Here is a 12,049-nt window from a genome sequence, read left to right as displayed (position 1 = left end):
GCCGGTATTAATTGTTATTGCAGCTTGTCTGGCCTTACTGATCACTTTTTTCTTTTATAGGCGGGTTTCTTCGGATTTTAATACGAGAACCAGGCTTCAGCAGGCCTTACAAGATAAAAAAGATGAAATGGATACCCGTATCCGGGTGATACAGGAATTGTCTAGTCAGATTTCCAAAGGAAATTACCACATCAGACTTGAACAGGAGGGCGAAGATGGTTTGGGAAGTCTTGCCGCGCATTTGAATGCCATGGCAGAATCTTTGGAGTATTCTTTCGGTTTGCTGGCCGATAAAGAATGGCTTCAGGCGAGTATAGCGGGACTGAACGATAAAATGGTGGGAGAAAAAGGAGTGGCTGAGCTGGCCCATGATATCCTGGATTTTACTGTAGAAAGGACGGGCAGTCAAATAGGTGCCTTTTATCTGCTGGAGAATAAGAGCCTTGTACTTAGTGCAGGTTATGCCCTTAATCATCAGGAAGAAACTAAACTTATTCCTTTAGGGGAAGGGACTGTGGGGCAGGCGGCACTTTCTGGGAAACAGGTTTTGCTAAATGATATTCCAGAGGGAGAACTGACCATTAGCTATGCCTCAGGAAACACTCGGCCAAGGAATATTGTGGCTGTCCCTGTCATCAGGGATGCTACTGTTGTGGGTGTTCTGGAATTTGGCTCACTGGCGGTCTACAGCCATCTTCAATTGGATTACCTGAACAGTATTGGGTCGAATATAGGAATTGCCATTCACGTTGCTCAGAACCGGAAGCGGTTGCAGGAATTCCTGGAAGAAACTCAGGCTCAGGCCGAAGAGCTTCAGGCCCAGCATAGTGAACTGGAGGGTTTGAATGCAGAATTGGAAGCGCAAACGCAGAAAATCCAAACCTCTGAAGAGGAGCTGAGGGTACAACAGGAAGAGTTGCTCCAGAGCAATCAGGAACTGGAAGAGCGGACCAGTTTGCTCGAAGAGCGGAATCAGCTGATACAGGAAAGAAACCTGGAGATTCAGCAAAAAGCGCAACAGCTGGAACTCAGTACTAAATATAAATCGGAGTTTCTGGCCAATATGTCGCATGAGTTGAGAACGCCACTGAATTCTATTCTGTTGCTGTCTAAACTGATGTCAGAGAATAAGGAGCTGGATAAGGAGTATATTGAATATGCTGAAGTGATCCAAAGTTCCGGACAAGGCTTACTTGGGCTGATTGATGAAATCCTGGATCTTTCTAAAATAGAGGCAGGTAAAATGAAATTGGAATTTGCAACGGTAAGTGTGAATGAAGTTGCGACAGATATGCGTTCTTTATTTAATCCGATTGCGAAAAATAAAGGATTAGATCTCATTGTTGAAGTAGAAAAGGATATCGATCCAGTTTATACAGATAAAATGAGACTGGAGCAGATTTTAAAGAACCTGCTGTCGAATGCGATTAAATTCACAGGCCAGGGAAAAGTAAGCCTGACAATTACCTCAGATAAAGAAAATCGTGCGTTGCTGTTTAAAGTTTCTGATACAGGAATAGGCGTTCCGGTAGAAAAACAACAACTAATCTTTGAAGCCTTCCAACAGGCAGATGGTTCTACGCGAAGAAAATTTGGCGGTACCGGATTGGGATTATCTATTAGCCGGGAACTGGCGAAGCTGCTTGGAGGTGAGATTGAGCTAACCAGTAAAGAAAATGTGGGTAGTGAATTTACATTGTCCTTATTCTTGAATGGAGCGGAAAAAGGGGAAAACCTTGGGAAAAAAGAGCCTGTTTTTGCGGTGCCAAATTATGTAGATACGATTCCTGAGGCGCTTCCGGAAAGGTTTACTGTTACAGAGATCCCTCAGGAGGTGGAAGATGACAGAGGTCATATCCTGAAGGATGATAAGGTGATCCTGATTATAGAAGATGATACGGCTTTTGCAAAAACGCTATTGTCATTTACCAGGAAAAGGAATTATAAGGGAATTGTGGCAGTTAGGGGTGATGTTGGTATAGAAATGGCAAATCATTATCATCCGCTGGCGATTCTTCTGGATATTCAGCTTCCGGTTAAGGACGGTTGGCAGGTCATGGAAGAGCTTAAGGCAAATCCAAAAACCCGGCATATCCCAGTACATATTATGTCCTCACTGGAAGTAAAGAAGGAAAGCCTTTTAAAGGGAGCTGTTGATTTCATTAATAAACCAGTGGCCCTGGAGCACATGAAGCAGATCTTTCATAAGCTGGAACATGCACTAAGCAGGCACCCTAAAAAAGTATTGATTGTAGAAGAGAACAAACAACATGCGGAAGCTTTGAGTTATTTTCTAAGCAATTATAGCATTCAAACAGAAGTGGCAACGAATGTGACACAGAGTATAGACGCGCTGAAAAAGCAAGAGGTGGATTGTGTGATTCTGGATATGGGCATTCCAGATAGAAATGCCTATGAAACACTGGAAACGATTAAGAAAAGTGAGGGATTGGAGAACCTGCCGATTATTATTTTTACTGGAAAAAATTTGTCAAAGGGAGAAGAAAACCGGATCAAACAGTATGCTGATTCTATTGTGGTGAAAACAGCCCATTCTTATCAGCGGATATTGGATGAGGCAGGTCTTTTCCTACATTTAGTGGAAGCCAAAGAAGAAGATAAGAAAAAGCCTGTGTCGGAAAAACTTGGAGGCCTTTATGAGGTTTTGAGTAATAAAACGGTTTTGATTGCGGATGATGACGTGAGGAACATTTTTTCGCTCACCAAAGCCCTGGAGCAACATAAGATGAAAGTGCTTGCCGCTACCGACGGAAAGGAAGCTTTACAGATCTTAAAGGAGAATCCATTTGTGGATATTGTGTTGATGGATATGATGATGCCGGAGATGGATGGCTATGAAAGTACCAAACAAATCCGGAAGATTCCCGCGTATAAAAATCTGCCTGTACTTGCGGTTACTGCAAAGGCGATGATGGGAGACCGGGAGAAATGTATTGCAGCGGGGGCATCTGATTATATTTCAAAACCTGTGGATATAGACCAGCTGGTTTCTTTGCTAAGGGTTTGGTTGTATAATAGAGTTTAAAAGACATAACCGTAGAGTTTATGGGAAACACTAAAAAAGTATTAATAGTAGATGATGATAACCGCAATATATTTGCTCTTAAAGCGGTTTTGAAGGCAAAGGGCTATACTTGTTTGTCGGCTACTGGTGCAGAGGAGGGGCTTCAGCTTTTGGCGGAAGATGAAGAAATTGGCGTGGTGCTGATGGATATGATGATGCCGGGAATGGACGGTTATCAGGCCATGGCAAAAATGCAGCAGATACCAGATCTTAAAGATATTCCTGTAATTGCTGTAACCGCTCAGGCTATGGTTGGCGACCGGGAGCGGTGTTTGGAGGCCGGAGCCAAAGGTTATGTCTCCAAACCAATTAACGTGGATAGTTTAACACAGTTACTCTCACAACATCTAAAATAAACAATTTGGAACTGCCTTTAATTAGCGATGAACAGGTTGAGATCTTGTTGTCAGACCTTTTGGAACATTATGGATATGACTTTACGGGCTATTCTAAAGCTTCCTTGAAGAGAAGGGTGATCCGGCTGTATTCCCTGGATAAAATTCCGGGCTTTGCCGAGTTCAGATATAAGATTATTAATGACAACGTATATTTTAAGCGATTTGTAGAACAGATTACGGTAAACGTTACAGAGATGTTCCGGGACCCTGTGTTCTTTAAAACGCTGCGTGATGTTGTGCTGCCCAGGTTGGGAACTTACCCTTTTATCCGGATCTGGCTGGCTGGCTGTTCTACCGGAGAAGAGGCCTACTCTATTGCTATCCTGTTAAAAGAGTTGAATTTACTGCATAAGTCGTTGATCTATGCAACGGATCTTAACCCCTCTGTGCTGGAAAAAGCAGGACAGGGGATGTTTCAGCTGAGTTATATGAAACAATATTCAGAGAATTATATACTTTCCGGTGGGAAAAATGATTTCTCAAGTTACTATACAGCAAAATATTCACTTGCAAAATTTGATGACGAGCTCCGTAGCAAAATGATTTTTTCGACACATAATCTGGTTTCCGATCATTCTTTTAACGAATTTCAGTTAATTTTATGTAGAAATGTGCTGATCTATTTTGACCGTGATTTACAACATAAAGTACTGGAGCTTTTTGATGACAGTCTGGAAGACCTCGGCTATTTGGCCCTGGGGACAAAAGAAACGATAGACTTTTCCAGGATTTCGAGAAAGTACAAAAGATTGCAGAGCGAGAAGATCTGGCGAAAAACGAATTAAAATGGAAAACTGTGAAGCTTTAATTATTGGAGGATCTGCGGGAAGCCTGGATGTTTTACTTCGGGTGTTGCCTGCAATTAAGCCAGATATAAGATTTCCGGTTATTATTGTGATACATAGGAAGCATGGAGCTGATTCTTTACTGCCTGAACTGCTTTCAGGAAGGACGAGAATGGAGGTTAAGGAGGTGGAAGAGAAAGAAGAGATTGTTCCTGGAACAGTCTATGTTGCTCCTTCAGATTATCATTTACTGGTGGAACTGAACAGGACATTTTCTTTGGATTACTCTGAAAAGGTAAACTATTCCAGACCGGCGATTGATGTTACATTTCAGACAGCTGCTGAAGTTTATAAAAAGAAACTGGTGTGCCTATTGCTTTCGGGTTCAAATTCAGATGGTGTTAATGGCTTGCAAACGGTTAAAGAATGGGGTGGAATGGCTGTTATCCAGAATCCGGATACAGCTCAGGTAGCCTTCATGCCACAGCAGGCAAAACAGCATGTGAAAATAGATCGAATTTTAAATATTGAAGATATGGCAGAATTCATAAATTTGTTGTCCTAATAACCCCTATAAATGGCTACACCAAAAAAAGTCTTCATTTTTGATGACAATGCGGAAATACTGGAATTATGTACGATTATCCTGGAGGATGCTGGCTACGAAATTAAGACTTCCTCAACTTCCAATGATATCATTGACCAGGTAACGGCATACACACCAGACCTGATCTTTATGGACAACTGGTTACCGGATGTAGGAGGAATAGATGCAACCAGGGAGCTTAAAAGGCACGAAGAGCTAAAGCATATTCCCGTTATCTATTTCTCTGCCAATAACGATGTAAAGTCACTGGCAGAGCAAGCGGGAGCCGATGGATACCTCTCTAAACCTTTTGATATTGAAGATTTGGAAAAGATCGTAAGCAAACATTTATAAGTTTAGTTTTTCATTCAGCCTGTCTCTTCTTCTACACCTGTAACGCGCTTTCGGGCAGGTTTAATTTCATTTTTTCCAAAGCGATAGGTCAGGGTTATCCGGCCAACCTGGCTTTCATTCTTTTGGTTCAGATTGTATTTAAGCCCAGGATAGGCACTGCTGAGCTTGGTGATCTGTGTATTGAAACATCACTAAGCGCAAGCTTTTATTGTCCAGTGCGAATACCTTCGAGGTTAAGAGTGAATACCCATCATGTTTGCTTTGAGGTAGTAGGCCCCAGCTTTGATCTGATTGAATTGAAACCTTCCCTGAGGATCTGTCAAGGCTGTTTTTATCAGGGTAGAATCAGGTAGGTGGAACAGGCTACGGTTACATAATCAATATGCTTTTCTTTTGTATCCGGAAAGATGAAGTAATAGCGTCTGCGGTTTCTTATAGACGGCGAAAGCAAGGAAAGGTTACAGAAAAGTTGAAAGTTCTCTCCATGGGCTATAAAAAAAGCCGGAAATTTTATTTTTCCGGCTTCTAAAAATTTAAATGAAGGTTACTTAACGCCTAAAACGTCTACACCCTGTTCAAAAATGATATCTACAGGAATCCCCTTTTTACTAAGTCTGTCCAGATCAGATTGTAACTCTGCGGGGATGACTGCTTTTTCCTTTTGTACTTTGACAACAGCATTGTAATCTCCATTTCCCTGGAGGGTGATGATGACATTGCTCAGTTCGTTCATGGCAGTGGCGAATTTGTCAAAATCAACTTTATAAGTTCCCGCTTCTGTTCTTAAAAAAGCACCTTTCTCTTTGAAAAAGTTGAAACATTGCATGTTGGCTTTTCCATGTGCGCTGGCCGCACCAAATCTTACAGAACGGAGGATTCCCGCCATAAAGGTGGTATAATAGTCTTTTATGTCTCCTGTGAGCTCTCCTTTTTTATGTAAGCCTGTTACCATATAAAGACCCAGGATATCCGCTTTACCTTCTTCCAGCCAGGAATATTGCTCTTTTAAGGCTTCTTTAACAAATCCTTTGCCGGAGATGGTTTTTTTGATTCCAAGACCATGGGCAACTTCGTGGAACATCACATTGGCAAAGAAAGCATCAAATTTAATATATTGCTGCTGATCTTTATCGATCAGTTCCTTAGCGATAGGAATAAGGATTTTATCAAATTTTGCCTTCATGGCATTTTTCAGCTGAGAACGGCGGGTGCCTTTCTTTTGCTGGATAATCTCATCATTAGGAAGGTTTACTGCAATGGTTTTTGATCCGGCGTTACAATCTCCTGCATAATAGACCACGTCATAGGCATTTAGTTCACTGTCGGTGCCCGGAGTTTCTGTTTTGTATTTTTCTGCAACCGGAAGGCCTTTTTGTAATTCTGGCAACATACTTACATATTTTGCAAGACGTTTACTCCAGACCCTGTCTTTCACGAGTACGTAAGACTCATAAGAGGTGCGGGCATTAAACATTTTGTCTTCGTAATTTTCAATCGGCCCGATAATAATGTCGAGGCCATTGTTCTTCATGTCCAGCCAGGCATAGTCACTGGCCGTATAATTATCAGTAACCAGAGCCTCTGATCTTAAATTCAGGTATTTCTTTAGTCCGGGATCTTCTGCCAGCAGGGCTGCCTGCTTGAGTAGACTTGAGGCTTGCTGAAGTTCCGTTGCAAAAAGTACATGATAAGGAACGACACTTAATTTACCTGCTTCATCTTTTTTGATTACGGAATAAGGGTTGAACTTGTCTTTGAGGCTGGCTTTTTCAATCTCTTCTTTGGTCATACCTTCCGGATAGAACGTGGCGCCATCTGGTTTAGGGCCAATTGCTGTGATGAAAGGTTTATCGCCATTGAGCCTATCCCAGGGACCATAATTGATTTTTATAAATGATCTTGAATTTTCGTCTTTAACTGTATTGAGGAGGCTATCTGCTTTTGGGTAGGTTTGTTTCCAGAACAAGTCATCCATAATCTGGGCTGCCTGAATCAATAAGGGCAATATTTTTCTTTCGTTAATACTGAGGTCATTCAGGTTCGTGGTCAGTTTTACGGTTTCATAGATGCCGATGCGGTGATTTACGTAGTCTTGTAAGCTGTCTTGTGCAGCGGTCGATTTTCCTGTTTTAGCCGTTTTTTTGTCCGGATTGCCCGTACATGATGCCATGCCTGCGACTACAGCACAGCCGATGAGGAGATGAGTTGCCTTTTTTATGTTCTTCATCTTGGATGTTTTTGTTTTATTGTGTTTGTCGGGCATCTGTTTACTTGCCTGGCCCACAATTGTTTTTCATGAATATTCTTTAACTGCCCCCGAATGCGAGATTTAAATTTCCCAGCATTTAAGAGTGCAACTAAATTAGTAAAAAAATGCAGGGCACAAACAAAGTTTAAGGTATTCCAAACCATTTAGATAAATATTGGTTAATTTCACAGGGTGATTAAAAAATTGAAAATGTCAAACCAAAGCTTCCCGGCAAACATTTTGCTGATCTGCAGTACTGTTCTTTTTTTTGGCGCGTGTTCCTCAGGCAGGTATGCTGCGACGAATAAGGTTTACAAGCAGCAGGCAAAATCTTTTGCCGAAACGATACAGGCTTTTCCGCCCGAAAATCAACGGATAGATTCTTTAGGTGAAGGTTTACAGTCATTTATAGGGACCGTGAACTTTGGTATCAGAAAACCTAATTTTGTGATCATTCATCATACCGCGCAAAGTTCCCTGGATGAAACTATAAAGACATTTACATTGACTAAAACACAGGTTAGCGCGCATTATGTGGTCAGCAGGGATGGTAAAGTGGTGCAAATGGTTAATGATTATTTACGGGCGAATCACGCTGGTGTGGGGCGATGGGGAAATGATACTGATCTGAATTCTTCATCTATTGGAATTGAACTGGATAATAATGGGAATGAGCCATTCTCCGACGCGCAGATCAATAGCTTATGTTACTTGTTGGCGACTCTGAAAAAAAAATATAATATTCCAACTGCAAATTTTATTGGCCATGCGGATATTGCGCCGAAGCGGAAACCTGATCCAAATAAATTTCCCTGGAAGAAACTGGCAGAAAAAGGGTTTGGCTATTGGTATGATCCTGTACTGAAATTACCGCCAGCTGATTTTAATACTGATGTGGCGCTTCGTTTGATTGGTTATGATATCAGTAATATCGGAGCAGCAATAACGGCTTTTAAGCGGCACTTTGTGCAAAGTGATATTACACCGAAGCTAACGCCTGCAGATAAACTGATCTTGTACAATTTATATACAAAGTACCTGTAAGGGGCTACGGAAGGATTTTATAACAAAAAAGCGACTGATCCAAAGAATCAGTCGCTTTTTTGTTAAAGCTATTTACTCCCCTTAGCCCAGGCATCTTTAAGACCAACTGTCCGGTTAAAGATCAATTTGTCTGGTGTGGATTCTTTATCAAAACAATAGTACCCTTTGCGAATGAACTGATACTTTGAATCCACATCTGCATTGGCAAGATAAGGTTCTATATAGGCATTTTTGATCACTTCAATACTGTTTGGATTCAGGTAATCTTTAAAATCACCTTCTTCGCTATCTGGAGATTCCACACTGAATAAGCGGTCATAGATACGTATCTCAGCCGTTTTAGCGTGTGCTTTACTCACCCAATGGATTGTTCCTTTAACATTAATACCACTAGTATCTTCGCCGCTTTTGGATTCTGGAATATAACTGCAGTGGATCTCGGTTACATTTCCATTTGAATCTTTTACAAAATCCTCACATTTTACAATATAGGCATGTTTAAGTCTTACCATCGCTCCGGGAGCAAGCCTGAACCATTTTTTTGCAGGTTCCTCCATAAAGTCTTCACGCTCTATCCAAAGCTCATTGCTGAAAGGGATTTCCCGGTGACCGCCTTTATCTTCGGCCTCAGGGTTGTTTTCTCCAACAAGGATCTCTTCCTGGCCTGCCGGATAATTCGTGATGACCATTTTGATAGGGTCTGTAACGGCCATAACCCGGTTAGCTGTTTTATTCAGGTGTTCGCGGATGCAAAACTCTAAAAGACTGAGCTCAATCAGATTTTCTCTTTTTGCGATTCCGATCCTTTCACAAAATTCACGAATGCTTTCTGGAGTGTACCCGCGGCGTCTCAATCCACTAATGGTTGGCATACGGGGATCGTCCCAGCCGCTAACCACACCTTCGTTAACCAGTTGCAGGAGTTTACGCTTACTCATGACAGTGTAGGTCAGATTTAAACGGGCGAATTCATACTGGTGTGAGGGAAAGATGCCCAGCTTTTCTATGAACCAGTCGTAGAGTTCGCGATGTGACACATATTCCAATGTACAGATAGAATGGGTGATTTCCTCAATGCTGTCGCTTTGTCCATGAGCAAAGTCATACATTGGATAAATACACCATTTGTTGCCGGTTCTGTGATGTTCTGCGTGTTTGATACGATATACTATAGGATCCCGCATCAGCATGTTAGGGCTGGACATATCTATTTTCGCCCTTAGTGTACATGCCCCGTCTTCAAATTCTCCGCTTTTCATCCGGGTAAAAAGATCGAGGTTCTCTTCTATGCTGCGGTTCCTGTACTGGCTATCTACGCCCGGTTCAGTGGGAGTTCCTTTTTGTGCTGCAATTTCTTCAGCAGTACTGTGGTCAACATAGGCCAGGTTGTTTTGAACCAGTTTGACTGCAAAATCATATAGCGTGTCAAAATAGTCTGAGGTGTAGAGTTCATTTTTCCATTGAAATCCGAGCCATTTGATGTCTTCCTGCTGACTGTTTACATATTCGGTTTTCTCTGTAACCGGGTTTGTATCGTCAAATCTTAAATTGGTATAGCCGCCATATTTTTGGGTCAGTCCAAAATTCAGGCAAATAGCCTTGGCATGACCAATGTGCAGATAACCATTTGGCTCTGGTGGAAAACGAGTTATCAAAGTTTTGTATTTTCCGCTGTTTAAATCGTTTTCAATGATCTCTTCAATAAAGTTCAATGATCTTTCCTCACTCATAAAAACTGTAAATTTAGACTCCAAAGTTAACATAAAACCGCTAAAATAATTACTTTTACCTTTCACAATTCGTATAATTTATGAGCAGTACATTAAACAGACCAGTACGTGTTTTAGTCGCTAAAGTTGGGCTGGACGGACATGACAGGGGAGCAAAAGTGATTGCAACCTCGTTACGTGATGCAGGAATGGAAGTGATCTATACCGGTCTCCGCCAGACTCCTGAAATGGTCGTTAATACGGCTCTGCAGGAAGATGTGGATGCGATCGGAATTTCGATCCTGTCTGGCGCACATATGACAGTCTTTCCAAAGATTATCGCTGTAATGAAAGAAAAAGGATTGTCTGATGTATTGTTAACAGGCGGGGGGATTATTCCTGAGGGAGATATGCAGAAGCTGAAAACCCTCGGAGTGGGTGAATTATTTGCACCAGGTACAACTATGGTTACAATTGTTGATTATATTAAAAACTGGGTAGCTGAAAATAGAAATTTCTAAATTATGGATTATCAAAACATTATCTCAGAAATAAAAGATCAGGTCCTGCACCTGACAATTAATCGGGAATCTAAATTAAATGCATTGAATAAGGATACGCTGGCTGAGCTTGCAGATGCAATTTCTTTTGCAGAACGTCATGAAGATATTAGAGCGGTATTACTCACAGGAGCAGGAGAAAAAGCTTTTGTGGCGGGTGCTGATATCTCGGAATTCGCCCATTACAATGCCCGGGAGGGAGCAGAGCTGGCTGCTCATGGGCAGGCCACTGTATTTAACGCCATTGAGAACTGCTCCAAAGTTGTTTTAGCAGCCATCAATGGGTTTGCTCTTGGTGGGGGGCTTGAACTTGCAATGGCCTGTCATATCCGTATTGCTTCGGAGAATGCAAAACTAGGCCTGCCAGAGGTCACATTAGGATTGATCCCTGGTTATGGAGGAACCCAGAGGTTGACCCGCCTGGTTGGAAAAGGTCGTGCAATTGAGCTGATTGCTACAGCGGATATGATTACTGCTGCCAGAGCAGCAGAAATTGGGCTGGTTAACCACGTGGTTGCAGCATCAGATTTAAAAGCGAGGTGCTTAGAGATTTTAGATAAAGTTAAACTGCGTGCCCCATTGGCCATAACCAGTGCTATAAAAGCGATTAATGCTTCTTCAGATGCAAAGTTAGATGGGTTTGAAATTGAGATCAACGAATTTGGCAAGTGTTTTGATACTTCGGATTTTAAAGAGGGCGTTGGAGCCTTCCTGGAGAAGAGAAAACCATCTTTCAGCGGACGATAAATTTTGTGGCATTAGAATTGACCAGGAAAAAGTGTAGAAAATATTACACGATAAATTTATTTTTCTATATTTAAATATTAATAATATAGATCTTTTAGTACATATGAGAAGAATTCTTATTGTAGATGATGAGGTGAATATAGGCTTGCTTCTTTCTAAGTTCCTAACCAGGAACGGTTTCGAGGTCAATACAGCAACCACTGGAAATACGGCGATGGACTGTCTTTCAAGAGAAGCATTTGATCTGGTACTCTGTGATTACAGGCTGGATGATACCGATGGAAGAGAAATGCTGATCAAAATTAAAGAAAGCTATCCAAAAACAGGGGTGATCATCATCACTGGGTATTCCGACATCAAGCTTGCAGTAGAACTGATCAAGCTGGGCGCGCATGACTACATCACCAAGCCACTTTATCCGGACGAAATTCTAACAACGATCAATAAGGCGATAGAAACCCAGTATGCACTAAATGAAATTGGTGAAACAGGGAACTCCGGAGCGCCGGTTAAAGAGAAACCAGTCAAGTCTA

The 12,049-nt window shown here is 41.7% G+C and carries 11 protein-coding genes; 9 read left to right on the top strand and 2 right to left on the bottom strand.

The annotated features are described in order from the left end of the window. The 5 genes from VNZ46_RS01640 to VNZ46_RS01620 form a co-directional block, all read left to right on the top strand. A partial coding sequence (locus VNZ46_RS01640; RefSeq protein ID WP_325558329.1) for a response regulator occupies nt 1-3,046 on the top strand: 3,046 nt, incomplete at its 5' end. A gap of 20 nt (nt 3,047-3,066) precedes the next feature. Then, nucleotides 3,067-3,441: a response regulator gene (locus VNZ46_RS01635; RefSeq protein WP_133779111.1), complete on the top strand. Its 375-nt coding sequence runs from the start codon at nt 3,067-3,069 to the stop codon at nt 3,439-3,441. Between the two features lie 5 nt (nt 3,442-3,446). Then, complete coding sequence (locus tag VNZ46_RS01630; protein WP_133779112.1) at nt 3,447-4,268, top strand: CheR family methyltransferase; 822 nt, start codon at nt 3,447-3,449, stop codon at nt 4,266-4,268. A 1-nt stretch (nt 4,269) separates the two neighbouring features. After that, nucleotides 4,270-4,833 (top strand): chemotaxis protein CheB, encoded by a 564-nt coding sequence (locus tag VNZ46_RS01625; protein WP_325558327.1) that lies wholly within the window; start codon nt 4,270-4,272, stop codon nt 4,831-4,833. A gap of 12 nt (nt 4,834-4,845) precedes the next feature. Further along, complete coding sequence (locus tag VNZ46_RS01620) at nt 4,846-5,208, top strand: response regulator (RefSeq protein WP_325558326.1); 363 nt, start codon at nt 4,846-4,848, stop codon at nt 5,206-5,208. 544 nt (nt 5,209-5,752) lie between these two features. Here the strand turns inward: VNZ46_RS01620 and VNZ46_RS01615 are convergent. Continuing rightward, the gene (locus tag VNZ46_RS01615; RefSeq protein WP_325558324.1) at nt 5,753-7,435 is read right to left on the bottom strand and encodes a dipeptidyl-peptidase 3 family protein; all 1,683 of its coding nucleotides are present in this window, start codon (nt 7,433-7,435) and stop codon (nt 5,753-5,755) included. A gap of 231 nt (nt 7,436-7,666) precedes the next feature. On the opposite strand from VNZ46_RS01615, the gene VNZ46_RS01610 reads away from it, so the two are divergent. Beyond that, complete coding sequence (locus tag VNZ46_RS01610) at nt 7,667-8,500, top strand: N-acetylmuramoyl-L-alanine amidase (protein ID WP_325558323.1); 834 nt, start codon at nt 7,667-7,669, stop codon at nt 8,498-8,500. A 68-nt stretch (nt 8,501-8,568) separates the two neighbouring features. On the opposite strand, the gene VNZ46_RS01605 is transcribed toward VNZ46_RS01610, so the two are convergent. Next, a complete protein-coding gene (locus VNZ46_RS01605; RefSeq protein WP_325558321.1) occupies nt 8,569-10,230 on the bottom strand; it encodes a glutamine--tRNA ligase/YqeY domain fusion protein in 1,662 nt (553 codons plus the stop codon). A gap of 80 nt (nt 10,231-10,310) precedes the next feature. Here VNZ46_RS01605 and VNZ46_RS01600 point away from each other — a divergent pair, with 80 nt between their 5' ends. The 3 genes from VNZ46_RS01600 to VNZ46_RS01590 form a co-directional block, all read left to right on the top strand. Then, on the top strand, nt 10,311-10,730 hold the full coding sequence (locus tag VNZ46_RS01600; RefSeq protein ID WP_316834034.1) for a cobalamin B12-binding domain-containing protein: 420 nt from the start codon (nt 10,311-10,313) through the stop codon (nt 10,728-10,730). Nucleotides 10,731-10,733: 3 nt separating this feature from the next. Continuing rightward, nucleotides 10,734-11,516: an enoyl-CoA hydratase/isomerase family protein gene (locus VNZ46_RS01595; RefSeq protein WP_325558320.1), complete on the top strand. Its 783-nt coding sequence runs from the start codon at nt 10,734-10,736 to the stop codon at nt 11,514-11,516. A gap of 103 nt (nt 11,517-11,619) precedes the next feature. Further along, a partial coding sequence (locus tag VNZ46_RS01590) for a response regulator (protein WP_325558319.1) occupies nt 11,620-12,049 on the top strand: 430 nt, incomplete at its 3' end.

Origin of the sequence: Pedobacter sp. (assembly GCF_035566355.1) — a bacterium.
Classification (GTDB): Bacteria; Bacteroidota; Bacteroidia; order Sphingobacteriales; family Sphingobacteriaceae; genus Pedobacter.
The sequence above is the reverse complement of the archived record's forward strand: the minus strand, read 5'-3'. Positions and strand labels throughout refer to the sequence as shown.

What these genes read in the sequence shown, in the direction of transcription:
- VNZ46_RS01635 (WP_133779111.1), top strand. Translation starts at nt 3,067, where the DNA reads ATGGGAAACACTAAAAAAGTATTAATAGTAGATGATGATAACCGCAAT.
- VNZ46_RS01625 (WP_325558327.1), top strand. Translation starts at nt 4,270, where the DNA reads ATGGAAAACTGTGAAGCTTTAATTATTGGAGGATCTGCGGGAAGCCTG.
- VNZ46_RS01620 (WP_325558326.1), top strand. Translation starts at nt 4,846, where the DNA reads ATGGCTACACCAAAAAAAGTCTTCATTTTTGATGACAATGCGGAAATA.
- VNZ46_RS01615 (WP_325558324.1), bottom strand. Translation starts at nt 7,435, where the DNA reads ATGAAGAACATAAAAAAGGCAACTCATCTCCTCATCGGCTGTGCTGTA.
- VNZ46_RS01610 (WP_325558323.1), top strand. Translation starts at nt 7,667, where the DNA reads ATGTCAAACCAAAGCTTCCCGGCAAACATTTTGCTGATCTGCAGTACT.
- VNZ46_RS01605 (WP_325558321.1), bottom strand. Translation starts at nt 10,230, where the DNA reads ATGAGTGAGGAAAGATCATTGAACTTTATTGAAGAGATCATTGAAAAC.
- VNZ46_RS01600 (WP_316834034.1), top strand. Translation starts at nt 10,311, where the DNA reads ATGAGCAGTACATTAAACAGACCAGTACGTGTTTTAGTCGCTAAAGTT.
- VNZ46_RS01595 (WP_325558320.1), top strand. Translation starts at nt 10,734, where the DNA reads ATGGATTATCAAAACATTATCTCAGAAATAAAAGATCAGGTCCTGCAC.